31 protein-coding genes are annotated in these 22,249 nt (G+C 68.3%); 30 read left to right on the top strand and 1 reads right to left on the bottom strand.

Annotated features, from left to right (window positions below; all coding sequences use genetic code 11):
• The first annotated feature begins 146 nt into the window (after window positions 1-146).
• From BLP96_RS15480 to BLP96_RS15580, 21 genes are all read left to right on the top strand, one after another.
• On the top strand, window positions 147-524 hold the full coding sequence (locus BLP96_RS15480; protein WP_089687968.1) for a DUF2730 family protein: 378 nt from the start codon (window positions 147-149) through the stop codon (window positions 522-524).
• On the top strand, window positions 524-823 hold the full coding sequence (locus tag BLP96_RS15485; RefSeq protein WP_089687970.1) for a VpaChn25_0724 family phage protein: 300 nt from the start codon (window positions 524-526) through the stop codon (window positions 821-823). Before BLP96_RS15480 ends, BLP96_RS15485 begins: the two co-directional genes overlap by 1 nt.
• Window positions 823-1,404: a DUF3486 family protein gene (locus tag BLP96_RS15490; RefSeq protein ID WP_245682281.1), complete on the top strand. Its 582-nt coding sequence runs from the start codon at window positions 823-825 to the stop codon at window positions 1,402-1,404. Before BLP96_RS15485 ends, BLP96_RS15490 begins: the two co-directional genes overlap by 1 nt.
• Window positions 1,401-2,918, top strand: coding sequence for a terminase large subunit domain-containing protein (locus tag BLP96_RS15495; protein WP_089687973.1), 1,518 nt, complete (start codon window positions 1,401-1,403; stop codon window positions 2,916-2,918). Before BLP96_RS15490 ends, BLP96_RS15495 begins: the two co-directional genes overlap by 4 nt.
• Window positions 2,912-4,528 carry a DUF935 domain-containing protein gene (locus tag BLP96_RS15500; RefSeq protein ID WP_089687975.1) on the top strand — a complete coding sequence of 539 codons (1,617 nt, stop codon included), beginning with the start codon at window positions 2,912-2,914 and terminating at the stop codon, window positions 4,526-4,528. The genes BLP96_RS15495 and BLP96_RS15500 overlap by 7 nt, the downstream gene beginning before the upstream one ends.
• On the top strand, window positions 4,528-5,760 hold the full coding sequence (locus BLP96_RS15505; protein WP_089687977.1) for a PBECR2 nuclease fold domain-containing protein: 1,233 nt from the start codon (window positions 4,528-4,530) through the stop codon (window positions 5,758-5,760). Before BLP96_RS15500 ends, BLP96_RS15505 begins: the two co-directional genes overlap by 1 nt.
• Complete coding sequence (locus BLP96_RS15510) at window positions 5,760-6,224, top strand: phage virion morphogenesis protein (RefSeq protein ID WP_089687979.1); 465 nt, start codon at window positions 5,760-5,762, stop codon at window positions 6,222-6,224. Before BLP96_RS15505 ends, BLP96_RS15510 begins: the two co-directional genes overlap by 1 nt.
• Before the next feature lie 315 nt (window positions 6,225-6,539).
• Window positions 6,540-7,394, top strand: coding sequence for a hypothetical protein (locus BLP96_RS15515; RefSeq protein WP_143005123.1), 855 nt, complete (start codon window positions 6,540-6,542; stop codon window positions 7,392-7,394).
• On the top strand, window positions 7,382-7,897 hold the full coding sequence (locus BLP96_RS15520; protein WP_089687984.1) for a hypothetical protein: 516 nt from the start codon (window positions 7,382-7,384) through the stop codon (window positions 7,895-7,897). The genes BLP96_RS15515 and BLP96_RS15520 overlap by 13 nt, the downstream gene beginning before the upstream one ends.
• A 70-nt stretch (window positions 7,898-7,967) precedes the next feature.
• The gene (locus BLP96_RS15525) at window positions 7,968-9,092 is read left to right on the top strand and encodes a phage protease (RefSeq protein WP_089687986.1); all 1,125 of its coding nucleotides are present in this window, start codon (window positions 7,968-7,970) and stop codon (window positions 9,090-9,092) included.
• Window positions 9,093-9,133: 41 nt separating this feature from the next.
• Window positions 9,134-9,571 (top strand): hypothetical protein, encoded by a 438-nt coding sequence (locus BLP96_RS15530; RefSeq protein WP_089687987.1) that lies wholly within the window; start codon window positions 9,134-9,136, stop codon window positions 9,569-9,571.
• Window positions 9,572-9,586: 15 nt separating this feature from the next.
• A complete protein-coding gene (locus BLP96_RS15535; RefSeq protein ID WP_089687989.1) occupies window positions 9,587-10,489 on the top strand; it encodes a Mu-like prophage major head subunit gpT family protein in 903 nt (300 codons plus the stop codon).
• Between the two features lie 71 nt (window positions 10,490-10,560).
• Window positions 10,561-11,004 carry a hypothetical protein gene (locus BLP96_RS20155; RefSeq protein ID WP_089687991.1) on the top strand — a complete coding sequence of 148 codons (444 nt, stop codon included), beginning with the start codon at window positions 10,561-10,563 and terminating at the stop codon, window positions 11,002-11,004.
• Between the two features lie 2 nt (window positions 11,005-11,006).
• Window positions 11,007-11,414 carry a gp436 family protein gene (locus BLP96_RS15545; protein WP_089687993.1) on the top strand — a complete coding sequence of 136 codons (408 nt, stop codon included), beginning with the start codon at window positions 11,007-11,009 and terminating at the stop codon, window positions 11,412-11,414.
• Window positions 11,414-11,974: a phage protein Gp37 gene (locus BLP96_RS15550; RefSeq protein ID WP_089687995.1), complete on the top strand. Its 561-nt coding sequence runs from the start codon at window positions 11,414-11,416 to the stop codon at window positions 11,972-11,974. The genes BLP96_RS15545 and BLP96_RS15550 overlap by 1 nt, the downstream gene beginning before the upstream one ends.
• 3 nt (window positions 11,975-11,977) lie before the next feature.
• Window positions 11,978-12,193: a DUF2635 domain-containing protein gene (locus tag BLP96_RS15555; protein ID WP_089687997.1), complete on the top strand. Its 216-nt coding sequence runs from the start codon at window positions 11,978-11,980 to the stop codon at window positions 12,191-12,193.
• Window positions 12,194-12,199: 6 nt separating this feature from the next.
• The gene (locus BLP96_RS15560) at window positions 12,200-13,681 is read left to right on the top strand and encodes a phage tail sheath subtilisin-like domain-containing protein (protein WP_089687998.1); all 1,482 of its coding nucleotides are present in this window, start codon (window positions 12,200-12,202) and stop codon (window positions 13,679-13,681) included.
• A gap of 40 nt (window positions 13,682-13,721) precedes the next feature.
• Complete coding sequence (locus tag BLP96_RS15565; protein WP_089688000.1) at window positions 13,722-14,078, top strand: phage tail tube protein; 357 nt, start codon at window positions 13,722-13,724, stop codon at window positions 14,076-14,078.
• Between the two features lie 10 nt (window positions 14,079-14,088).
• On the top strand, window positions 14,089-14,394 hold the full coding sequence (locus BLP96_RS15570) for a phage tail assembly protein (protein WP_089688002.1): 306 nt from the start codon (window positions 14,089-14,091) through the stop codon (window positions 14,392-14,394).
• Complete coding sequence (locus BLP96_RS19945) at window positions 14,394-14,498, top strand: GpE family phage tail protein (RefSeq protein ID WP_281182836.1); 105 nt, start codon at window positions 14,394-14,396, stop codon at window positions 14,496-14,498. The genes BLP96_RS15570 and BLP96_RS19945 overlap by 1 nt, the downstream gene beginning before the upstream one ends.
• Window positions 14,499-16,274: a phage tail tape measure protein gene (locus BLP96_RS15580; RefSeq protein ID WP_089688004.1), complete on the top strand. Its 1,776-nt coding sequence runs from the start codon at window positions 14,499-14,501 to the stop codon at window positions 16,272-16,274.
• A gap of 2 nt (window positions 16,275-16,276) precedes the next feature.
• Here BLP96_RS15580 and BLP96_RS15585 read toward each other — a convergent pair whose 3' ends face one another.
• Complete coding sequence (locus BLP96_RS15585; protein WP_089688006.1) at window positions 16,277-16,465, bottom strand: hypothetical protein; 189 nt, start codon at window positions 16,463-16,465, stop codon at window positions 16,277-16,279.
• 41 nt (window positions 16,466-16,506) lie between these two features.
• On the opposite strand from BLP96_RS15585, the gene BLP96_RS15590 reads away from it, so the two are divergent.
• From BLP96_RS15590 to BLP96_RS15630, 9 genes are all read left to right on the top strand, one after another.
• Complete coding sequence (locus BLP96_RS15590) at window positions 16,507-17,670, top strand: DNA circularization protein (RefSeq protein ID WP_089688007.1); 1,164 nt, start codon at window positions 16,507-16,509, stop codon at window positions 17,668-17,670.
• Window positions 17,663-18,703: a phage baseplate assembly protein gene (locus BLP96_RS15595; RefSeq protein WP_089688010.1), complete on the top strand. Its 1,041-nt coding sequence runs from the start codon at window positions 17,663-17,665 to the stop codon at window positions 18,701-18,703. The genes BLP96_RS15590 and BLP96_RS15595 overlap by 8 nt, the downstream gene beginning before the upstream one ends.
• Window positions 18,697-19,248: a phage baseplate assembly protein V gene (locus tag BLP96_RS15600; protein ID WP_089688012.1), complete on the top strand. Its 552-nt coding sequence runs from the start codon at window positions 18,697-18,699 to the stop codon at window positions 19,246-19,248. Before BLP96_RS15595 ends, BLP96_RS15600 begins: the two co-directional genes overlap by 7 nt.
• Window positions 19,248-19,685 carry a phage GP46 family protein gene (locus tag BLP96_RS15605; RefSeq protein ID WP_089688014.1) on the top strand — a complete coding sequence of 146 codons (438 nt, stop codon included), beginning with the start codon at window positions 19,248-19,250 and terminating at the stop codon, window positions 19,683-19,685. The genes BLP96_RS15600 and BLP96_RS15605 overlap by 1 nt, the downstream gene beginning before the upstream one ends.
• Window positions 19,686-19,687: 2 nt before the next feature.
• Window positions 19,688-20,749, top strand: coding sequence for a baseplate J/gp47 family protein (locus BLP96_RS15610; protein ID WP_089688016.1), 1,062 nt, complete (start codon window positions 19,688-19,690; stop codon window positions 20,747-20,749).
• Window positions 20,740-21,327, top strand: a complete 588-nt coding sequence (locus BLP96_RS15615) for a YmfQ family protein (RefSeq protein ID WP_089688019.1) — start codon at window positions 20,740-20,742, stop codon at window positions 21,325-21,327. The genes BLP96_RS15610 and BLP96_RS15615 overlap by 10 nt, the downstream gene beginning before the upstream one ends.
• Window positions 21,328-21,346: 19 nt before the next feature.
• Entirely contained in the window at window positions 21,347-21,655 is a 309-nt protein-coding gene (locus BLP96_RS15620; RefSeq protein WP_089688021.1) for a hypothetical protein, read from the top strand.
• A gap of 3 nt (window positions 21,656-21,658) precedes the next feature.
• Window positions 21,659-21,994, top strand: coding sequence for a hypothetical protein (locus BLP96_RS15625; protein ID WP_089688023.1), 336 nt, complete (start codon window positions 21,659-21,661; stop codon window positions 21,992-21,994).
• On the top strand, window positions 21,995-22,249 hold a 255-nt coding region (locus BLP96_RS15630; RefSeq protein WP_218118619.1), incomplete at its 3' end, for a hypothetical protein.

A 22,249-nucleotide genomic window follows, 5' to 3' on the forward strand; every position in this document is an offset into this window, starting at 1 on the left:
CGACTACACCCAGCGCGATGTGGCCGGGTACGTGACCGAGCTGCACCGCTGGGGTAGCCGCGGATGGACCCGCCTTGAGCGCGTTAGACGGCATGGTGAGCGGTGCGCCGCTAACGCCAGAGATTCATCCACTGAAGGGGCCCCGCATGATTGAGGCCATCGACTGGAACGCCGCGCGCTTCTTCTTCGACATCACACAACTGATAGGCCTGGTACTGCTGGGCGTATATACCCACATCACCCAGCGCAGCAAGGCAAATTCACAGGCCATCACCAGCCTGGATCGGGAGGCGCAAAAACGCCTCGAGGAGGTGCGCAACCACATCGTCAGCATCGAGCGGCGGGTGGATGTCGTCGAAAACCAGATCGGTCAGGCGCCCACCCATCACGATCTGGCGATCCTGCACAAGCGGGTGACGCAAGCGGCCAGCCAAATGGAAAGCCTCGCCGGCGAGTTCCGCGCCACCAACCGTCAGCTGGGGCTGATCCATGAACACCTGTTGAATGATAAGCGAGGGGACTGATGAGCACATTTCGAGAGGTGACCGCCGCCGATCAGCGGCTGATCGTGCTGCAGGCGCTCGAAGAAGATCCGGGCTATAGCCACAACGAAGCCGTGCTGCGCAGCGTGCTGGGCAACTTCGGCCACCAGGTCTCGCGCGATGGCCTACGCACCGAGCTGGCCTGGCTCCAGGAGCAAGGGCTGATCACCCTGGCCGACGCCGGCGGCATCCAGGTCGCCCGCCTCACCGCCCGCGGGCAGGACGTGGCCACCGGGGCCGCCCGCGTGCCCGGCGTGGCGCGCCCGCGCCTGGAGGGCTGATGATGGCCCGCGTCAGCACCATCGAGCGCCTGCCCGACGATATCCGTAGCCAGCTGCAAGAGCTGCTGCGCGACCCGCGCGTCACCCAGCTGGAGACCACGGAGCGGATCAACGAGCTGCTCGAGGTCGAGGGTCACGACGAGCGCATCAGTAAGAGCGCCGTGAACCGTTACGCAGTCCGCATGAACGAAGTGGGCGAGAAGCTCAGGCAGTCCCGCGAAGTGGCGGAGATGTGGATCGCAAAGCTCGGTGCCCAGCCCCAGGGCCAACTCGGTCACCTGGTCAATGAGATGCTGCGCTCCATGGCGTTCGATTTGGCACTGAAGCTCCAGGAGGGCGAGCTCACCAAAGAGTCGATGCCCGCGGTGATCGAGATGGTCAAGGAGCTCTCGCTCTCGGTGACGCGCCTGGAGAAGGCCAGCAGCGAGAACGTCAAGCGCGAAGAGCTGATCCGCCAGCAGGAGCGTGCACGGGCGGCCGAGGAAGCCGCCGACAAGGCCGAGTCGGCCGGGCGCGCCCAGGGCCTGTCGAGCGAGGGTACGGCGGCACTGCGTGCAGCGATTCTGGAGGGCTTGGCATGACCCGCGATCCGCTCAGTTCCGGGGTGGAGGCTGGCAATGCCATCCTGCTCGGCTACCAGCAGCGCTGGGTGGCCGATACCAGCCCGGTCAAGCTGATCGAGAAAAGCCGACGCATTGGCCTTTCCTACGCCGAGGCGGCCGACGATGTGCTGTACGCGGCCTCTGAGGACGGCGCCAACGTGTATTACATCTCCTACAACAAGGAGATGACCCAGGGGTTCATCCAGGACTGCGCGGGGTGGGCCAAGGCCTACCAGATGGCCGCCAGCCAGATCGACGAATCGGTGATCGAGGTCGACGACCGCCAGGTGCTGACCTACACCATCAAGTTCGACAGCGGGAATGTCATCCAGGCGTTCACCTCCAACCCGCGCAACCTGCGCTCCAAGGGCCGGCCCGGCGAGCGGCTGGTGATCGACGAGGCGGCGTTCGTCGACGACATCCAGGAGCTGCTCAAGGCCGCCATGGCCATGACCATCTGGGGCGGCCAGATCCGCATCATCAGCACCCATAACGGCGAGGACAACCCGTTCAATGAGCTGATCAACGACGTGCGTGCGGGCCGCTACGACTACAGCCTGCACCACGTGGATTTCGACGAGGCCCTGGCCGATGGCCTCTATCGGCGCATCTGCCAGGTGACGGGCCAGGCGTGGAGTCGCGAGGGCGAGGCGCAGTGGCGCCAGCAGATGATCAACCGCTACAAGCCCAACCACGACGAGGAGCTGTTCTGCATCCCCGCGCAGGGCGGCGGCGCCTACCTCACCCGAACTCTGATCGAGGCCTGCATGGCCCCGGCCCCGGTGCTGCGCTTCGACGGCACCAAGGCGTTCAACGCCCTGCCGGAACCGGCCCGCGCCGCCGAGATGGAGGACTGGATACGCGACAACCTCACACCCCTGCTGCGCCAGCTCAACCCGCGCCGACGCCACGCTCTGGGCCAGGACTTCGCCCGCTCCGGCGACCTCTCAGTGATCGCCCCCATGGAGATTGGCGAGACCCTGCACCGCACCGTGCCCTTCCTGATGGAGATGCACAACGTGCCGTTCAAACAGCAGGAGCAGGTTCTGTTCGCGATCGGCAACAGTTTGCCGCGGCTCAGTGGCGTGGCGATCGATAGCCGGGGCAACGGCGCCTACATCGGCGAAACGGCCCACGACGAATGGGGCGGAATCGTCGACCAGGTGCAGGCCACCGAGAACTGGTATCGCGAGCGTATGCCGCGCTACAAGGCGCGTTTCGAGGACGCCACCATCACCCTGCCGCTCGACGATGACCTGGTGGAGGATCACCGTGCCTTTCAACTGGTGCGCGGCGTGGCGCGGCTGCCGGAAGGAAAGACCAGCGGCCAGCGCCACGGTGACGGCGCCATGGCCTGCGTATTGGCCGATCATGCCGCCGACCTGGACGTTACCGAGATCGACTTCATCCGCGTGCCCCAGGGCGCCACCGGCGCGTTCGATCCCGATGACGACGACGAACTGACAACCGACTGGGGAAGTGGCGCATGGTAAGCATCACACAACGGATCAAGCGCCTGCTGGGCGGCGACGCCGACGACATCCGGGCCCTCGATGAGCAGCAGACCGACGACGACACCGCCGGCGGCGCCCGCATTGGCCAGCTCAAGCGGGAGTTCGCCGAGCATCCCTCGAAAGGGCTGACCCCGGCGCGGCTCTACCGGATCCTCGAAGAGGCCGAGCAGGGCCACCTGAAGGCCCAGCACGAACTGTTCGACGACATGGAGGAGAAGGACAGCCAGATCGGCGCCGACCTGGGCAAGCGCCGCCAGCTCGCCGCGGAGCTCGAATGGCAGATCGTGCCGCCGGACGGGGCCAATCGCGCCGAGAAGAAGGCCACCGAGCAGGCCGCCGAGGTATTCAGCGCCCTCGAGGTCGAGGACCTGATCCTGGATCTCGGCAGCGGCGTCGGCCACGGCTGGGCCAACCTGGAGCTGCCCTGGGCACGCGACGGCGCCATCCGCTACATCGAGCAGCCCATCCTGCGGCCGCACAGCTGGTTCCGCCTGCACCCCGACGACCAGAACCGGATCACCCTGCGCGACCACAGCGCCACCGGCGACGCGCTGTGGCCGCTCGGCTGGGTCCAGCACCGCCACCGCGCCAAGGCGGGCTACATCGCCCGCATGGGGCTCCACCGCATGCTGGCGTGGCCGTACCTGTTCCAGAACTACGCCCTGGGCGACCTCGCCGAGCTGCTGGAGATCTACGGCCTGCCCACCGTGGTCGGCAAGTACCCGCGCAACGCCACCGACAAGGAAAAAGCCACCTTGCTGAAAGCGGTGGTCAGCATGGGCAAGGATGCCCGCGGCATCATCCCCGAAGGGATGAGCGTCGACTTCCTGGAAGCCGCCGGCAAAGGATCAAGCGCCGACGTCTACAAGACCATGATGGAGTGGTGCGAGCGCGCCAAAGCGAAAGCGATCTTGGGCGGCACCCTGACCAGTGGCACTGGCGAGGGCACCAACACCAATGCGCTCGGCAACGTGCACGAGCGCGGGCAGATGAGCCTGATCCGCTCCGACGTGCGCCAGTACGCCGGCAGCATCCGTCGCGACATCCTGTGGCCCATGGCCGCCTTGAACTTCGGCATCGAGCGGCCCCAGCGGGCGCCGCGCTTCTATTTGGATGTCGGCGAAACAGAGGACCTCAAGGTGCTCGCCGAGGTATTGCCGAAATACATCGACATGGGCGCCCAGATTCCCACCTGGTGGTTCCACGAGAAGAGTGGCATTCCCAAGGCGCAGGAGGGCGAGGAGGTGCTGACCAAGCCGGCCCAGCCCTCGCCCTTCGGCGCGCTGACGGCGGCAGCAGCCCAGCGACCGCGCCTGGCCGTGTTGCGCGAAGACGAGCCCACCCGCGACGGCGAGGAGCAGGCCGCCCAGCTGGCCACCCTGGAAGAGGCGGCCGCGCCGGCCATCGAGGCGCAGATCGACGCCATCCGCACCGCCGTGGACGAAGCCGAGAGCCTCGAGGATCTCCAGGCCCGCCTGGTCGAGCTCGCCGGCGAGCTGCCCCTGGACGACTTCGCCGAGATCATGGGCGATGCCCTGGCCGCCGCCCAGCTCGCCGGCCGCCATGACCTCCTCGAGGAGGTGCGCTGATGGCGGTGCGCTACGGCAACCTGCCGTTTCGCGAGCAGCTCGACTACCTGCGCGAGCAGGTGGCCGTGCCCACCCGCACCTGGACCGACATCTACGGCGCCGAGCACGACCAGGCGTTCATGGTCGCCGGGGCCAGCCGTCAGGCCATCGTCGAGGACTTCCAGCGCTCGATCCGCCGGGTGATCGAAGAGGGCGGCACCATCGCCGACTTCCGCCGCGACTTCGACGACATCGTCAAGCGCCATGGCTGGTCCTACCGCGGCAGCCGCGGCTGGCGCAGCCGGTTGATCTTCGAGACCAACCTGATGCAGAGCTACCACGCCGGGCGCGAGGCGCAGATGGCCGACCCCGAGCTGCGCCGCCTGCGCCCCTTCGGGCTCTACCGCCATGGCGGCAGCGACGACCCGCGCCCCGAGCACCTGGCCCACGACGGCAAGGTGGTGCCGCTGGACGACCCCTGGTGGGACGTCTGGAGCCCCAAGAACGGCTGGGGCTGCAGCTGCAAGAAGTACATGATCAGCCGCGAGCAGGCGGAGCGCGAAGGCTACACCGTCTCCGAGCAGGGGCCGGAGATCGACTGGGAAGAGCGCACGGTCGGCGAGAACGGCCCCAGCCCGCGCACCGTGCGCGTGCCTCGCGGCATCGACCCCGGCTTCGAGCACCGCCCCGGCAGCGGCCGCGGTCGAGCGCTCAGCCCCTCGCCCCTGGGAACGCCCGCCGGCCGCCCGGGGCGCAGCCTGCCCGCACGCCGGGCCGGCGATCCGCTGCCCGACTATCGCGACGACGAAACCGCGCCGTTCGGTGCGGACCAGGCGCCGGAGGCCTACGTCGATGACTTTCTCGCCGCCTTTGGCACCCGTCGCGGCGGTGACGCCGCGCGCTTCGAAGATGCCGTGGGCGAGCCGCTGGCCATCAGCGATGCCCTGTTCGACGACGGCCGGGGCGGGGTGACCCTGCCCGGTGTCGGCGGCCGGGAGCTGGCCATGCTGGCCGAGACGCTGCGCCGCCCCGACGAGATCTGGACGGCGCTGGACCTGGGCAGCGATGACGACCAGCGCCCGCGCCTGCGCCGCCGCTACCTGGCCCGCCTGGTGCTACCCGGCGGCGAGGAGGGCCTGGTGCTGGTCGACTGGGGGCGCGACGGCTGGAGCGGTCAGCGCCTCGAGGATCTCGACGCGCTCAACGAGTGGCGGCAAGGCGTGCGGCTCTACCGCCGTGGGGAGGAGGACTGATGGCAGGCGTCAGACTCGATGTCGAGATCAACGACGAGCGCGTCAAGCGCGCCCTGGGCGAGCTGATCGAGCGCGGGAGGGACGCCCAGGCGGCGTTCAAGGCGATCGGCGAGGATCTCGACCGCGCCCACCGCGACCGCTTCGACCAGCAGGTCTCCCCCGATGGCCAGCCCTGGGCGCCCCTCTCCGACGCCTATCGCGAGCACAAGCCGCGTCGCAAGGATGAGATCCTGGTCCTCAACGGCCACCTGCGCGACACCCTGCGCTACGATGCCGGCCCCGACTACCTTGAGTTCGGCACCGACCGCGTCTATGGCGCGATGATGCACTTCGGCGGCACCCAGGCGGATTTTCCTCACCTGTGGGGAGACATCCCGGCCCGCCCCTGGCTCGGTCTTTCGGAGGACGACGAAGCCCAGGCCGTGCGCACGCTGCTCGACTACCTGGAACAGCCGCTGAGCTGAGAAGCACCCGGCCGTCTGTGAGGCGCTGTGAGCCCCGAGAGGCGCCAAGCTACGCCAGCGGTCGGTATATCGAGGGGAGGCGGGTTAGACCCGCGTTAGATTTGCTCTGGCGGCAGCATTGGCCAAGCGGATAGGCTGTTAAATGTCTCATTGCTCTATCCCAGCGATAAGGAACATCCGATGCCAAGACGCCCAGCCACCAAGACGCTTCACTATCTGCGTGCCGTGTACAACGAAAATCAGGTGCCTCCGGACCCATTCGCTGACCTGGTCAGGCAGGCGCTACAGCGTCTACCGAACGTAGGAGACACCAAGGTGGGCATCAGTAGCCTGGGGGTGGTGGGTATCAGGCAGCGCCACCCCGATTGTGAGCATCCTGATCGGCCCTTGATGCTTGCCATCGGGGCCGGTGCGCCCGGGGAGCGAATAGGCACATTCGGCGCTGACGTGGAGGCAGACCATGACGATGACTTGCCAGAAGACCCACCGGAAGACAGGGCATTCAAGCTTGCCGATGCCTTCGTGCTGATTGAGGGCCAGGAACTGCTGGTATGTACGGATGGCGCGATGCGTGGATACGCCTCGGTGGAAAAGTACCTGCGAGGTCTATTCAACCGCGCCAACCTGGCTCCCGCCACCTCGGCATTCGAGCTGCAGCCCGCCTCGAATCAGGAGAAGCGCCAAACCCTGGAGCGAGAAGGCGTGAAGGAAATCACCATCAAGGGCACGATGTTCGCCGCCACCCAAGAGCTCGAAGGGCAGGACCCGGCCGGGTTCACAGAGTTTTTCAGACGTTTCCGCAAGCGTTGCCAGGACTACCTGGCCGAGGAGATCGAGGACGATCAGGAGCGTGAAGTCCTGGCTAGCCATTGGGGTGATATCAATGTCACCACAACGATCATGCCGAAGGGCGGGACTCGCGCGGAGGGTGTTGTCCTATCCTCGCTGGATGATGCTGGCCTCGATATGGTCGACGAGATCCCGGATGACTCCGAGGTGGTTATTACGACCCGTTCTGGCAACACCATTCGCACAGGGGATGTAGTGTTGAAGAAAAAGGTTCGACTGCTCCGCAAGGAACAGCAGAATGATCTGGACGCTTTCGAGGTGTGGGACGAGTTGAAGACCTTCCACCGGGAACTGAGGCAGAGAGGCGCATGGCAGCGATGAATGATGGGCCCAGGATAAGCAGCCGCAAGGTCGCCACGGAGATAATCAGCGTGGCTGTCGCGGTGCTCGCGGGCTGGCTGCTGCAGCCCTGGTATCATCGCAGCGAGGATGCGACCTCAGTGCTTGTTACGGTGTTCTCGATACTCGCAGGCTTTCTGGCGGCGGTAATGGCGATCGTCGCCAACGACAGGGTGCTGCGCGGACGCAACTGGAGGCAGGATACCTACTACTTAGGCCAAATCCGCCGCGAGCTGCTTCGGCACAGCATGACCTTCTATATCTATCTGGCAGTACTGGTACTGGCCTTTCTCACCAGCATCTCGTCGACCTGGCCACTCTGGGCGCAGCGCTGGACGGAACACAGCCTGCTTTTCTTCGCCACACTGGGTATCTTTCACTCCTTCCAGCTGCCCAAAATACTCAGCAGAAAGCATGTCATGGCGATGGAGAAGGAGATCCGCAGAAGGCGTGACCGTGAAACTGGCGCCGATACAAAGAAATGACCCACGGGCGTTAGAAATTCCCAAGCCACTTTAAATCCTCTCCCTTCCTGATGGGCGCCATGCTGCGCCCATGAACACGACTCTCGCTACTTTGCCCCTGGCCGTCCTGGCCGCCTCGCGCTCCCCTCAGCCGGTGGCCGTCTGCGCTCTGCGCGTGCGGCTCAGCGACGACAAGACGCGCCTGATCCCCGCCGGCACCTTCGACGCCCCGCGCGGCGCCATGGAGGGCCAGGGCCCCTGGCAGCTCGACGCCCAGGGCGCCGCGGCCATCATCGAGCTGGCCGCCTCGCGTTCCACCGACATCGTCATCGATTACGAACACCAGACCCTGCTCAGCGAGCGCAACGGCAAGCCGGCGCCGGCGGCGGGCTGGGTCGATCCGCGCTCGCTCGAGTGGCGCGACGACGGCCTCTACGGCGCCATCGAGTGGACCGCCGCCGCCCAGGCCGCCATCGAAGCCGGCGAGTATCGCTATCTCTCCCCCGTGTTCCCCTACGACGCCGAGACCGGCGCCGTGCTGGACCTGCTGCAACTCGCACTCACCAACACCCCCGCCATCGATGACGGGGCGATCACCCAGTTGGCCGCCGCGCGCATGGCCACCACCGACACGCACCAGGAGGACGACTCCGTGAAACGTGAAGACCTAATCAAGCTGCTCGGGCTGGCTGCCGAGGCCACCGACGAGCAGATCAATACCGAACTGGCCGCGCTCAAGGCATCGGCCAGCGAAGCCAAGGCGCTGCGCGAGGCGCTCGAGCTCAAGGACGACGACAAACCCGAGGAGGCAGTAGCGGCCCTCAAGGCCAAGGCCGACAGCGCCAAGCCCGACATGAGCCAGTACGTGCCCAAGTCGGTTTACGTGGAGACCGCACAGCAGCTGGCCGCGCTCAAGGCCGGCAGCGAGACCGCCGAGGTGGACCGCCTGATCGACGAGGGCCTCAAGGACGGCCGCATCCCCGGCAAGGCCACCGCCGACTGGCTGCGCGAGCAAGGTCTGGCGGCCCTCAAGGCCCACCTGGAAGACGCCCCGAGCATCGCCGCACTCAAGGGTGGCACCCAGACCGCCGGCAAGGCACCCAAGGGCGAAGGCGCCCAGGGCCAGGAGGGCGAGCTCTCCGAGGAGGAGCTGGCGGTGTGCAAGAACATGGGCCTCTCTCCCGAGGACTACCGCACGGCCAACGCCAGCGCCTGAGCGTCTGGCCTGCGAGCCACTAACCCCAGAGGAGCATTCCCGTGACAGCTGCCACCAAGAACCGCAACACCGCATCCCGCCCCGGATTCCGGCGCAGCCACCCCGTCGCCGCCGACGCTGTGTGCTTCGCCGGCGCCATTGCCGTGATGGGCGCCTCGGGCTTCGCCGAGCCGGGCAGCACCGCCACCGGTCTCACCGCCCTGGGCGTGTTCCAGCACTACCAGGACAACACCGGCGGCGCCGATGGCGACCAGGTCGTCGAGATCGAGCGCGGCTACTTTCACGTCGCCAACTCGACCGGCGCCGACGAGATCGCCCGCGCCGACATCGGGCAGGTCTGCTACCTGGTCGACGACCAGACCGTCGCCAAGACCAGCGACACCGATGCGCGCAGCCCCGCCGGCATCGTCGACGACGTCGATGACAACGGCGTGTGGGTGTACATCGATCCCACCAACGGCGTCGCCGCCACCGCCTAACGAGGACTACTCGACATGGATCTGACAAGCGCCAATCTTCAAGCCCTCTACAAGGGCTACAAGACCAACTTCCAGAAGGGCCAGAGCTCGCTCGGCGCCGAGGCCGCGCTCTACGAGACCTTCTGCACCGTAGTGCCCTCCAGCACCGCCGTGGAGGTCTACCCCTGGCTCAAAAGCCTGCCGCGCATGCGCGAGTGGTTGGGCGACCGGGTCGTGCATGGCCTCGAGGGTGCCGACTTCAGTATCAAGAACCGCAAGTTCGAGCTGACCGCCGGCGTGCCCCGCGACAACATCGAGGACGACACCTATGGCCTGTGGGCACCGGTGTTCCAGGAGTTCGGCCGCAGCTCCCGCGAGCACCCCAACGAGCTCGCCGTGGAGGTGCTCGAGGCCAACCCCGAATGCTTCGACGGCCAGCCGCTGTTCGACACCGACCACCCGGTGCTCGACAAGAGCGGCAGCGAGATCTCGGTCTCAAACGACATGGGCGGCTCCGGCGATGCCTGGTACGTCATGGACTGCTCGCGGGCCATCAAGCCGATGGTGTTCCAGCGCCGCCGCGACTACGACTTCCGCGCCCTGACCGACCTGATGGACTCCAAGGTCTTCATGACCGACGAGTTCATGTTCGGTACCGATGCGCGGGTCAACTCCGGCCCGGGCCTGTGGATGCTCGCGGTGCGCTCCAACCAGCCCTTCGATGCCGCCAACTACAAGGCCGCCCGCGAGCAGCTGCAGAAGCTCAAGGGCGACTACGGCCGCCCCCTGGGCCTGCGCCACACCCACACCATGGTGCCCAGCTCCATGGAAGGGGCCGCGCGCAAGGTGCTGCAGAACCAGCTGGCCTCCGGCGGCGAGACCAACGAGTGGGCCAACACCTCGCAGCTGATCCTCAACCCCTGGCTGGCCAGCGCCTAAGCCGGACTGATGCGCTGACCCCGCTGCCGCCCGCCCGGGCGGCAGCGTGACCAGGCCCAGGAGACCGCGACATGACCACCCGTAAGCGCAACACCCAGGCCGCGAAGGCCAAGGCGGAAGAGACCCAGGCCGCCGAACCGGATACCCAACCTGGCCAGGGCGCCAAGGAACCCGAAGAGAAGGACACGGCCAAGCAACCGGCCGCCAAGGATGGCGCCACCGACACCTCCGCAGAGAGCCAGGCGAAGGCCGCCGAGAAGGGCGAGAAAATTAACACGCCCCCACAAGGCGGCAAGGGCGACGGCAAGAAGGGCGAGATCCCGGCGCTCTACGTGCGCACCAAGCGGCGCTTCAAGAGCCGCCGCCGTGCCGGTTTCCGCTTCGATCGCACCGGCTTTGGCATTGCCCTGGCGGGCCTGAGCGATGACCAGGTCGCCGCCCTCAAGGGCGACCCCGCCCTGGAGGTGACCGAGTGCACCGTGCCGGCCCAGCCCGACAGCGAGGCGGAGGCGTAAGCATGCCCTACTGCACCCAGGCCGACCTGGTCGAGCGCTTCGGCGAGAACGAACTGCTCGACCTGGCCGCCGACGACACCGGCACGGCCATCGACGCCACCATCGTCGACCGCGCCATCGAGGACGCCGCCGGCGAGATCGACGGCTACGTGGCTGCCGCCGGCAACAGCGTGCCGCTGGAATCGCCGCCGCGCATCGTCACTGCGGTGGCGTGCGACATCGCCCGCTACCGGCTGTACGACGACCGCGCCACCGAGCAGGTCACCAAGCGCTACGACGACGCCATGAAGTTCTTGCGCGCCGTGGCCAAGGGTGACGTGAAGCTCGGCATCAGCGCACCGGCCGAGGCCTCGGCGGGCGAGGTGCAGTTCGAGACTGGCGGGCGGGTGATGCCCGGAGGGGGCTTCTGATGCTCGCCGAGATCGAGGACGCCATCGTCGAGCGCTGCCAGGTGGTGGTGGGCGAGCACGTCAAGACCATCGCCGACCTGCCCGGGCGCTGGAACGACAAGACCCTGCGCGCCGCGCTGCGCCAGGTGCCCGGCATCTATGTCGCCTGGGGCGGTGCCCGTGGTGACGGCAACCTAACCCAGCCGGCCGCCAATTCCCGCTATGTCGTTTACGTGGTCACCGGCCACGCCAGCGGCGAGCGCGAGCGGCGCCGCGGCAACGCCCGCCAGGTGGGCGCCTACGAGCTGCTCGAGCGCGTTGTGCCGGCGGTGCACGGCCTGAGCGTCAAGGGTGTGGGCAGCCTCGCCCTGGAGAGCCTCGACAACCTCTACTCGGACCTGTTCGACAAAGAGGGCGTAGTGGTTTACGGGGCGGCCTACCGGCTCAACCTTGTGTTCCCGCCGGCCTTCGACGTCAACGACCTCGCCCCCTTCGAGAAGTACCGCGCCACGCACGAGATCGGTACCGACGACGACCCCGTCACCGAAAGCCGTGCCGACCTGCCCCAAGAGGAGGAGTGACCCGTGCCATCCATCTACGTCAAGCCGCGCCCGCTCGACCCCAAGAAGCCCGACCAGGGTGTGCTCCAGGTGCGCCGCGAGAACGGCAAGCCGATCCCCGCCGAGGGAGCGACCGTCGAGCTGACCCCCTTCATCCGCCGGCGCCTGCGCGACGGCGACCTGGTTAAGGCCGCTCCGCCCAAGAAGCCGGCCAAGCGTGCCGCTGAGAGCAAGGAGTAACAGACGATGACCATCACCGCCGGTGTCTTCAACGACATCCCCAGCGCCCTGCGCATCCCGGGCGTGTTCATCGAGTTCGACTCGCGCCTGGCCAATAGCGGCGTGTGGCAGACCCGCCTGCTGGTGCTCGGCCAGCGCGCCGCCGATAGCGAGAAATCGGCGCTGTCCGTCGACCGGGTGACCAGCGGCGAGCAGGCCGACCGCTACTACGGACGCGGCTCGATGCTCGCCGAGATGCTGCGTGCCGCCCTCGAGATCGACCCCTACATGGAGACCTACGGCCTCGCATTGGACGACGCCGAGAGCGCCGCCGAGGCCACCGGCTCGCTAAGCGTTGCCGGCACCGCGCTGCGCTCCGGCACCCTGGCGCTCTACATCGCCGGCTATCGGGTGCGCGTGGGCGTGGATGCCGCCGACGACGCCGAGACCATCGCCCAGGCCATCGTCGATGCCGTCGGCGACAACGGCCGCCTGCCGGTCACCGCCACGGTGGACAGCACCACTGCCAGCCAGGTCAACCTGACCTGCACCTGGGGCGGCGAGACCGGCAACGACATCGCCGTCGTCGTCGGCGCCAAGGGCGAGCCGAGCGTCGAGGGCATCACCGTCGAGATCACCGCCATGAGCGGCGGCAGCGGCAACCCCGACGTGGGCGACGCCATCGCCGCAATGGGCGACGAGTGGTACCACTACATCGCCATGCCCTGGACCGACACCGCCGCCCTGGACGAGCTCACCGCCGAGCTCGACCGCCGCTACGGCCCCATGGTGCAGCAGGGCGGCCGGGCGTTCGCGGCGTTCCGCGGGACTCACTCGGAAACGGGAACGTTCGGCTCGGCGCTCAACAGCCCGCACCTCACCGTGATGGGCACCGGCGAGGCCGTCAGCCCCACCTGGCTGTGGGCCGCCACCTACGCTATGGTCGCCGCCGGCTCGCTGACCAACGACCCGGCCCGCCCTCTGCAGTACCTGGCGCTGCCGGGGCTGATCGGTCCCAAGAAGGAGGACCGCTGGACCAAGGCCGAGCGCAACCTCTTGCTCTATGACGGGATCGCGACGTTCACCGTCGCCGACGACGGCACGGTGCAGATCAACCGCGAGATCACCACTTACCAGACCAACATGGCCGGGGTGGCCTCGGACGCCTACCTGGACATCCAGGTGCCTGAGACGTTCGAGCGCATCCGCTACGAGCAGATCAGCCGGATCCTCTCGAAGTACCCGAGGAACAAGTTGGCCACCGACGCCGACGCCAGCCTCTACGGCGCCGGCCAGCCGATCATGACGCCCAACGTCGGGAAGGCCGAGCTGCTGGATCTCTACCGCGACTTCATCCAGCGCGGCTGGTGCCAGGACTACGAGGGCTACGCCAAATCGCTCCAGGCCAACATCGACCCCGACGACCCGGCGCGGCTCAACGTCATCGACTCGCCCAAGCTGGTCGGCCAGTACCGTATCCATGCCCAGCAGGTGCAGTTCCGCCGCTGATCGACGGGGCTGTAAACGCCATTCAAGGAGTGCTTGAACCATGACTCAGATCACCGGCAAGGCCAGCGTGAAGGTCGACGGCACGGAGCTGCTCTCCGACGTGGGCGCCACCCTCAACGTGGGCGGCGTCGAGCGCGAGGCGGTCGTCGGCCCGCGCGGCGTGCAGGGCTACCGGGAGACCCCGGTGGCGCCGACCATCACCGTCACCGTGCGCCACACCGAGGACACCGACATCCTCGCCATGGCGCGCATCACCGGGGCCACGGTGCTCTTCGAGACCGACACCGGCCGCTCGATGCTGATGCGCCGCGCCTTCGTCACCGAGCCGCCGGAGCTGGACGCCAGCAACGGCAACTTCGACCTCAACTTCAGCGGCCTCGGCCTCGAGAACCTCTAAGGAGCCCCCCATGAGCGACGACACCGTCATCCAGCTCAAGCACCCGATCACCTATCAAGGCGACAAGTACGAAGGCGGCGGCACCCGCGAGCTAACCGAGCTGCGCCTGCCGGCGCGCATCAAGGCCAAACACCTGCGCGCCATGGACGAGGCCAAGGGCGAGATCGGCAAGGCGCTGGCCATGGTTCGCGCCATGACCGGGCTGCCCCATGACGCCATCGACGAGCTCGACGCCGAGGACGTGGCCGCCGTCACGGAGGCCCTGGCCGCCCCTTTGTCGGGGCTCCCGGCGACTGGGCCGACGTCGTCGGACTGATCGCCTACGTCTTCCACTTCCCGCCCAGCGAGCTGTGGGAGATGGACGTACGGGAGCTCACCTTCTGGCTGCAACGGGCCAAGCGACTCAAGCGGAGGCAGTGAATGGCGGAACTCAATGCCAGCGTGGTCCTCAACCTGGTCGACCGCATCAGTCGGCCGGTGCGGCGCATCGAGCAGCGCTTTTCGCGGCTGGGCCGTTCACAGGGCCTGCAGCAGCTGCGCCGCTCGGTCGCCAATGTCGGCCAGCAATGGGGCAACGTCACCAGCCAGGCCGGCCGGCTCACGCGCCGGCTGACGGTGATCGGCGGCACCGCCGCCGGGGCCGCCTGGGGCTTCGAGCGCCTGGTGGGCGGGGTGACGGAGAGTGCCGACGCCACCGTCAAGGCCGCCGACCGCCTGGGCGTGCCCATCGAGCGCCTCCAGGAGTGGCGCTACGGCGCCGAGCGCTCCGGCCTGGCCGCCAACACCTTCGACATGGCCTTGCAGCGCTTCACCCGACGCACCGCCGAGGCCGCTTCCGGCACCGGCGAGGCGGTGGGTGCCCTGAAGTTCCTGGGCATCCAGCTCAGAGACGCCAACGGCAACCTGCGCCCCACCACCGAGCTACTGCCCGAGGTGGCCGATGCCCTGGCCGGGGTCGAAGACCCCGCCATGCGCGTTCGCGCCGCCTTCAAGCTGTTCGATAGCGAGGGCGTGGCGATGCTCAACTTCCTGGAGGGTGGCTCCCAGGGCCTGCGCGACCTCGCTCAGGAGGCGCACAACGCCGGCGTGGTGATGGACGAAGCGTTCGCCCGCCAGGCGGTGGAGTACAACGACACCATGATGGACTTCCGCCGCACCCTGCTGGGCGTGCGGATGGCCGTGGTGCGCGACATCCTGCCGGCGCTTACCGAGTGGCTGCAGCGCGTCAAGGACCTCACCCAGGGCAACCGCGAGATGATCACCCGGCGCATCATCGACGGCCTGCGTCAGTTCTGGGCGGGGCTGCTGGACGTGGGCCGGGTGCTGGCCTGGACCGCCGATCTGTTGGGCGGTTGGGGCAAGCTGGCCCTATTGATAGGCGCCATCATGGCAGGACCATTGCTGTTAGCTCTGGCTCAGTTTGTCTTTGCTTTTGGAAAGCTGGGCACAACCTTGACCGTGCTCGCAGTGAAGGCCATGCCGGCTGTGATAGGCGCGGTACGCGCCCTGGGTGTAGCTCTCTTGTCCACTCCGGTGGGTTGGATACTGGCGGCCATTGCCGCCATCGCCGGGGCGGCCTACCTGATTTACCGCAACTGGGAGCCCATCAAGGCGTTCGTGTTCGACCTCTGGGCCGAGATCACCGACATCTTCGGCCGTGCCCTGGCGTGGATCACCGAGACGCTCAGCCCCACCGCCCTGGCCACCGCCGGCCGCGACTGGATCGGGGGCATGCTCGATGGCGCCATCGAGAAGCTGGTGGCCCTGCGCAACGCCGTGGAGCAACGCATCCAGGGCATCGTCGACTGGATCAAGGAACGGCTGAGCCCCAGCGCCTGGATGGAGGTGGGGCGCGAGTGGATCGACGGCCTGCGCGAGGGCATCGCCGAGCGTTTCACGGCGCTGAGCCTGTGGCTGGAGCGCAAGGTGGCCGGGCTCATCGACTGGATGCCCGACTGGGCCAAGGAGGGGCTGGGACTGGAGGGCATGCAACCCATGCCGGCAATGGGCGCCAACGCCCTGGACGATCAGGCGGTGGACAGTGCCATGGCTGTGGCGGGCGAAACCCGGGTGGGCGGCGAGCTGCGCATCACCATCGACAGCGAGGGCCGGCCGCGGGTGGACGAGATGCGCCGCGACGGCCCCATGGAGTTCGACGTGGACACCATGCCCAGCTTCGGAGGGGCAATGCCGTGAGGTTACTTCTCGTCCACAGACTTGGCCTGGGAAGCGCCTTCCAGCATGCCGGAGAAACCAATCGCGGCCACGAATACGCCGGCTGCCACATGAATTCCCCAGTGAGCAGACGGCCAGAACCAGGCCAGGCCAAGTCCGGCTGTAATGCCAAGTCCTACGGAGGCGATAGCCATCTTCTCGGACTTCTTCATCCCTGCGTCTCCTTTCAGTTACTCCCGAGGAGCATAGCCCAATGAGCTGGCGCGATCGAATCGGCCCCGGCACCGCCGAGTGGCGCGGCGTCACCCTGCACCTGGAACGCGGCAGCATCAGCCCCGGCCGCCGGGTGCAGGTGCACGAGTACCCGCTGCGGCCCGATCCCTACGCCGAGGATCTCGGCCGCAAGGCCCGCGAGTGGCAGATCACCGGCTACCTGATCGGCGACGACTACGACCTGCAGCGCAACGCCCTGGCTGAGGCCCTGGAGCTGCCCGGCGCCGCCGAGATGCGCCACAGCTACTACGGCACGGCGCGCGTCGTCGTCACCGATGCGCGCATCACCGAGAGCACCCGCGAAGGCGGCATGGCCCGCGTCACCCTCACGGTCGTTCGCGCCGGCGACGAGCCGCGCCTGCCCACCGCCCAGGCCGACACCCAGCAGGTGGTCGAGGCGGAGGCCGAGCAGTCGCGCCTGGCGATCCTCGAGGAGTTCGAAGCGGCGTTCGAGATCCTCGCCCTGGTCGAGAGCCGGGTCGCGGCCGTGGAAAGCGCCATCTTTGGCACCATCGCCGAGATCGAATCGGTGGTGGGCGACGTCACCGGCACCATCAGCCGGCTGATCCGCACCCCAGGCGAGCTGGGCGCCGCCATTCTCTCCAGCATTGGCCAGATCAAGCACATGATCGGCGAGCCCGGCCGTGCCCTGGGCCTCTACGAGAGCCTGTTCGCCGCCGGCGAGGACCGCCTGCCCGGATCGATACCGAACACCGCTCCCTTGGCCGCCGGTCAGGAAGCCAGTGCCAAAACCGCCGCCATCGCGCTGATCCGCCGCGGCGCCGCCATCGAGGCCGCCGAGGCCTCGGCCGGCTGGAGCCTGCCGACTCGGCAAGACGCCGTCGAGGCGCTGGAGATCGTCCACGACGGCCTGACCCAGCAGCTCGCCGGCCGCGTGCCGCCGCTGCCCCAGACCGCCCAGCGCCTGGTGGCCCTGCGCGCCGCCGCCGTCACCGACCTGCGTCGCCGTGGGGCGGCGCTGCCGGAGCTCGCCACACACACTCCCGGCGCGCCGCTGCCGGCGCTGGTGATCGCCCACCGCCTCTATGGCGATGCCACCCGCGACGCCGAGATCGTCCGCCGCAACCAGGTGCGCCACCCCGGCCGGGTGCCCGCCGAGCGCTTGGAGGTGCTGAGTGAGTGACGTCGCCCTGATCGTCGATGGCACCCGCCACCTCGGATGGAAGGAGGTTGAGATCCGCCGCGGCCTCGACCAGATGGCCGACAGCTTCGAGGTCGCGCTCACCGAGAAGTGGGCGGAGGACGCCGAGCCGCGCCGCCTGCGCACTGGCCAGCCCGTGGTGGTGGAGATCGACGGCGAGCCGGTGATCACCGGCTACATCGACGACGTGCTGCCCAACTACGACGCTCGCCAGCACGAGCTGGTCGTCTCGGGGCGCAGCAAGACTGCCGACCTCATCGACAGCTCCGGCACCGCCCAGCCCTGGGAGACCGGGCAGACGGTGCTCCAGGTCGCCCGCCGCGTGGCCGAGCCGTTCGGCATCGAGGTGGTGGCCGAGGTCGACGTCGGCGCACCGCTGCGCGCCATCGAAATCGAGCCCGGCCAGACCTACGGCGAAGCGCTGATGCAGCTCGCCTCGTATCGGGCGCTGCTGCTGGTCGCCGACGCCCAGGGCCGCCTGGTGATCACTCGCCCGCCCCGTGAGCGGCTGACCACTGAGCTCGCCCTGGGCGAGAACATCCGCCGCGCCCGAGGGCGTTTCAGCAACCGCGACCGCTTCGGCACCGTCATCGTGCAAGGCCAGGGCGCCGCCGACGACTCCTGGTTCGGCACCGCAGCCAGCGCCCCGGCCGGCCGCGCCCAGGACCCGGGCATCAAGCGACACCGGCCCACCCTGGTGGTGTGCGACACCAGCGTCGACTCGGCCAGCTGCCGCCAGAAGGCGGAGTGGGAGGTGCGCAAGCGCTGGGGCCAGAGCCGTGGGGTGACCTACACCGTGGCCGGCTGGCGGCATGCCGAGGGGCTGTGGCGCCCCGGCGACCTGGTGCCGATCCGCGACCCCTGGCTGGGCCTGGAAACCGAGTGGCTGATCGCCGAGGTGCAGCTGCTGCTCGACGGCCGCGGCGAGCGCAGCGAGATCCGCGTGGTGCCGCCCAGTGCCTACGACCTCCAGGCCCAGCCGGAGCCCGAGCAACAGGAGAGCGACGTATGGTGAAGGGACGCGAAGCCTACCGCCTGCTGTCACCTCTCTGGCGCCGCCTGCGCCTGCTGATCAGCCGCGCCGTGGTCGCCCGAAGCGACAGCGCCCGGGGCATGCAGCGCCTGCAGCTCGACCTGCTGCGCGACGAGACCCGCGACGTGGAGCACCACGAGCCCTACGGGCTGACCGCCCGCCCCAAGCGCGGCGCCGAGGCCATTGCTGCCGCCATCGGTGGGGCGCGTGGCCACCTGGTGGCGCTGGTGGTGGGCGACCGCCGCTATCGCCTCAAGGGGCTAAAAGAGGGCGAGGTCGCCCTCTACGACGACCTCGGCCACAAGGTCTACCTGACCCGCCAGGGCATCGTCATCGACGGCGCCGGCCAGGACGTCACCATCGTCAACGCCCCGACCGTGCACATGCCGGGCGACCTGCGCGTCGCCGGCGACGTCTACGACGGCGTCAGCTCCATGCAGGCCATGCGCGACGTTTACAACGACCATAACCACCCCGAGAACGACAGCGGCGGGCCCACCGACACGCCCAACCAGGAGATGAGCTGATGGACATCACCCTGGACTGGCTCGACGGCGCCCTGGACGTGGCCTTGCTCGATGGCGACCTGGCCACCGACGACGGTCTGCGCACCGCCGTGGCGCTCTCGCTGCTCTGCGACCGCCGCGCCGAGCCTGACGACGTCATACCCGATGGCACTACGGATCGCCGCGGCTGGTGGGCCGATGCCATCGCCGATGAAGACGGTGACCGCTGGGGCTCGCGGCTGTGGTTGCTCAGCCGCGAGAAGACCCTGACCGATGTTCGCCGCCGCGCCGAAGCCTATGCCCGCGAAGCCCTCGACTGGCTCCTCGAGGACGGCGTGGCCGCCGAGGTCGAGGCCACCGCCGAGACCCTCGACCGCGACGTGCTCTGGCTCCAGGTGGTCATCCAACGCGGCGACGGCACCCGCCTCGCCGACCGCTATCAATACGTCTGGAGATAACGATGCCCTGGCAGTCGCCAACGCTCAACCAGCTCGCCGAGCAGATCCGCGCCGACATGCGCGGCCGCCTGCCGGACGCCCAGCCGGCGCTGCGCCGTGCGCTGCTGCGCGTGGTCGCCGACGTCGATGCCGGTGCAGTGCATGGCCTCTACGGCTACCTGGCCTGGCTCGCCAAGCAACTGATCATCGACACGGCAGAAGATGAGTGGCTGGAGCGCTGGGCCAGCATCTGGGGCATCCGCCGCGACTCGGCGGTGGCCGCCGCCGGCGAGATCCTGCTCACCGGCACCCCGGGCGCCCAACTGCTCGAGGGCGTCGAACTCGAGCACGACAGCGGCGTCATCGTCACCCTCGACGAGACCGTGACCCTCAACGCCCAGGGCGAGGCAACCGGCAGCGTGACAGCCACCGAGGCGGGTAGCGACGGCAACCTGGCCGCCGGCGAGACGCTGCGCCTGGTCAGCGCCGAGAGCGGCATCGACGGCGAGGCCACGGTAGGCAGCGACGGCATCACCGGCGGCGCCGAGCGCGAGAGCAACGAACGGCTGCGCGCCCGGCTGCTCGACCGCATCCAGCGTCAGCCCCACGGCGGCAACGAGGACGACTACATCATGTGGGCCCGCGAGGCCCACCCGGACGTCACCCGGGTGTGGGTGTATCCCCATGCGCCCGATGTCGGCGAGGTCACCGTGCGCCTGGTCTGTGACGACCTCGATGACATCATCCCCACCACCGAGGTGATCGACGCCGTCAAGGAGCACATCGACCGAGAGCGCCCGGTCGCAGCGCGGGGCTTCTATGCCATCGCCCCTGCGGCGGCGCCGCTGAATTTCGAGATCCGCCTGACGCCCGACACCGCCGAGGCGCGCGCCCGCGTCACAGACGCCCTGGCCGACTACCTGGCTCAGGCCGCTGAGCCCGGCGGCACCCTCTACCGCGAGCCGCTCTCCGGCGTGATCTACGTCGCCGCCGGCGAGAGCCGCCACGAGATGCCGGTACCGGCCGATGACGTCACCCACACCGTCAACCAGATCGCCACGCTGGGGACCATCACATGGCTCTGAGCCGCGCCGACTACCACGCCATCCTCCACGCTCTGGCGCCGCCCGGCCGTGCCCTGCCGCGCGACCCGGAGACGCTCTGGCAGCGCCTGCTCGAGGCCCGCGCCGGCGCTTTCGCCCGCCTCGACGGCCGCGCCGACACGCTCCTCGAGGAGGCCGACCCGCGCACCGCCGTCGACCTGCTGCCCGACTGGGAGCGGGTGACCGGACTGCCCGATCCCTGCGTCACCGGCGAGCAGACCGCCAGCGAGCGCCGCGACGCCGTGGTACGCGTGCTCACCGGCACCGGCGGTGCCTCGAGGAGCTACTTCGAGGGCCTGGCCGCCGATCTCGGCTACGACGTCACCGTCGAGGACTACACCGCCCATACCGTCGGCAGCGACGTCGCCGAGCCGCTCCGCGGTATCGACTGGCGCTGGGCCTGGACGGTGCGCGGCCCCGAGCAGAGCGTGCGCTACTTCGACGTCGACGGCACCGTCGACGAGGCCCTCGCCACCTGGGGCAACGAACGCCTGGAGTGCGTCATAAGCCGCCTCAAGCCCGCCCACACCCTCGTCCTCTTCGCCTACGGCGAGCAGTAACCCACAGGAGAGACCCGACATGGTCGACAGAGTCTACGAACGCAACGCATCGGACTCGGCCCCGCAGCCGCCGGCCGACCCCAGCACCGGCTACCCCACCGCCGGCAACCCTGCCGAGGGCGTGCCCGCTACCCAGCCGGGGCCGTACTGGTACCACATGATCACCGAGAGCCTGCGGCGGGTGGTCGTCGAGGCAGGGATGGAGCCGGATCACGAAAACCTCGAACAGGTGCTTGAGGCTATCAATCAGCTCGCTGCTGACCGGCTTGGGCTGACTACCCATAAGCTCACCGTCATCAACGGCGCCCTCGCCATGGAGGAGATCTAAACCATGTACGGCTACCCCAAGATCATCCAGACCCGGCACGACGTGGAGTACCTCGTCGGCTACCTGGGCAGCAAGTGGGCCACTCAGGAGAACGTCGAGCGCGGGCTCAAGTTCCTGCGCGGCCTGCGCGACAACACCCACGTCTACGTCGCCGACCGCCCCCTGGAAGAAGGCGAGCAGCCCGACGGCGACGAGCCCGAGTTCCGCGTCATGCAAGACGAGGAAGGCGAGCGCCACCAGTACCGACTAGAGGAAAACCCGCGCGCCCCGCTCTTCCGCCTCGGCTTCACCGTGGAAGAAGTCGACAGCCTGATCACCACCATCGAGGGAGCACAGTAAATGGCCACTGGCGACAAGTTCATCATCCCCGCCCAGGCCGCCGGCTTTGCCAGCCTATTCGGCCACATCGAGAAGGGCACCGGCGACACCCTCCATATTCCGGAGGGGATGCTCAATATCGGCGGTAACGGCCTCGGCTTCCTGCTCGATTCGCGGGCCAACTGGGACCCCGCCGCCAACAGCGATGGCAGCTTCTCGAGCCTCGCCCTGGGCGACGACATCTACCTCTACGCCGTGCGCGACTACAGCGGACTG

The organism is Billgrantia gudaonensis, assembly GCF_900100195.1.
GTDB classification, from domain to species: domain Bacteria; phylum Pseudomonadota; class Gammaproteobacteria; order Pseudomonadales; family Halomonadaceae; genus Halomonas; species Halomonas gudaonensis.

Excerpts from the sequence above, each read along its gene's own strand:
- BLP96_RS15480 (WP_089687968.1), top strand. The coding sequence starts at position 147 with ATGATTGAGGCCATCGACTGGAACGCCGCGCGCTTCTTCTTCGACATC.
- BLP96_RS15485 (WP_089687970.1), top strand. The coding sequence starts at position 524 with ATGAGCACATTTCGAGAGGTGACCGCCGCCGATCAGCGGCTGATCGTG.
- BLP96_RS15490 (WP_245682281.1), top strand. The coding sequence starts at position 823 with ATGATGGCCCGCGTCAGCACCATCGAGCGCCTGCCCGACGATATCCGT.
- BLP96_RS15495 (WP_089687973.1), top strand. The coding sequence starts at position 1,401 with ATGACCCGCGATCCGCTCAGTTCCGGGGTGGAGGCTGGCAATGCCATC.
- BLP96_RS15500 (WP_089687975.1), top strand. The coding sequence starts at position 2,912 with ATGGTAAGCATCACACAACGGATCAAGCGCCTGCTGGGCGGCGACGCC.
- BLP96_RS15505 (WP_089687977.1), top strand. The coding sequence starts at position 4,528 with ATGGCGGTGCGCTACGGCAACCTGCCGTTTCGCGAGCAGCTCGACTAC.
- BLP96_RS15510 (WP_089687979.1), top strand. The coding sequence starts at position 5,760 with ATGGCAGGCGTCAGACTCGATGTCGAGATCAACGACGAGCGCGTCAAG.
- BLP96_RS15520 (WP_089687984.1), top strand. The coding sequence starts at position 7,382 with ATGGCAGCGATGAATGATGGGCCCAGGATAAGCAGCCGCAAGGTCGCC.
- BLP96_RS15525 (WP_089687986.1), top strand. The coding sequence starts at position 7,968 with ATGAACACGACTCTCGCTACTTTGCCCCTGGCCGTCCTGGCCGCCTCG.
- BLP96_RS15535 (WP_089687989.1), top strand. The coding sequence starts at position 9,587 with ATGGATCTGACAAGCGCCAATCTTCAAGCCCTCTACAAGGGCTACAAG.
- BLP96_RS20155 (WP_089687991.1), top strand. The coding sequence starts at position 10,561 with ATGACCACCCGTAAGCGCAACACCCAGGCCGCGAAGGCCAAGGCGGAA.
- BLP96_RS15545 (WP_089687993.1), top strand. The coding sequence starts at position 11,007 with ATGCCCTACTGCACCCAGGCCGACCTGGTCGAGCGCTTCGGCGAGAAC.
- BLP96_RS15550 (WP_089687995.1), top strand. The coding sequence starts at position 11,414 with ATGCTCGCCGAGATCGAGGACGCCATCGTCGAGCGCTGCCAGGTGGTG.
- BLP96_RS15560 (WP_089687998.1), top strand. The coding sequence starts at position 12,200 with ATGACCATCACCGCCGGTGTCTTCAACGACATCCCCAGCGCCCTGCGC.
- BLP96_RS15565 (WP_089688000.1), top strand. The coding sequence starts at position 13,722 with ATGACTCAGATCACCGGCAAGGCCAGCGTGAAGGTCGACGGCACGGAG.
- BLP96_RS15570 (WP_089688002.1), top strand. The coding sequence starts at position 14,089 with ATGAGCGACGACACCGTCATCCAGCTCAAGCACCCGATCACCTATCAA.
- BLP96_RS15580 (WP_089688004.1), top strand. The coding sequence starts at position 14,499 with ATGGCGGAACTCAATGCCAGCGTGGTCCTCAACCTGGTCGACCGCATC.
- BLP96_RS15585 (WP_089688006.1), bottom strand. The coding sequence starts at position 16,465 with ATGAAGAAGTCCGAGAAGATGGCTATCGCCTCCGTAGGACTTGGCATT.
- BLP96_RS15590 (WP_089688007.1), top strand. The coding sequence starts at position 16,507 with ATGAGCTGGCGCGATCGAATCGGCCCCGGCACCGCCGAGTGGCGCGGC.
- BLP96_RS15600 (WP_089688012.1), top strand. The coding sequence starts at position 18,697 with ATGGTGAAGGGACGCGAAGCCTACCGCCTGCTGTCACCTCTCTGGCGC.
- BLP96_RS15605 (WP_089688014.1), top strand. The coding sequence starts at position 19,248 with ATGGACATCACCCTGGACTGGCTCGACGGCGCCCTGGACGTGGCCTTG.
- BLP96_RS15610 (WP_089688016.1), top strand. The coding sequence starts at position 19,688 with ATGCCCTGGCAGTCGCCAACGCTCAACCAGCTCGCCGAGCAGATCCGC.
- BLP96_RS15615 (WP_089688019.1), top strand. The coding sequence starts at position 20,740 with ATGGCTCTGAGCCGCGCCGACTACCACGCCATCCTCCACGCTCTGGCG.
- BLP96_RS15620 (WP_089688021.1), top strand. The coding sequence starts at position 21,347 with ATGGTCGACAGAGTCTACGAACGCAACGCATCGGACTCGGCCCCGCAG.
- BLP96_RS15625 (WP_089688023.1), top strand. The coding sequence starts at position 21,659 with ATGTACGGCTACCCCAAGATCATCCAGACCCGGCACGACGTGGAGTAC.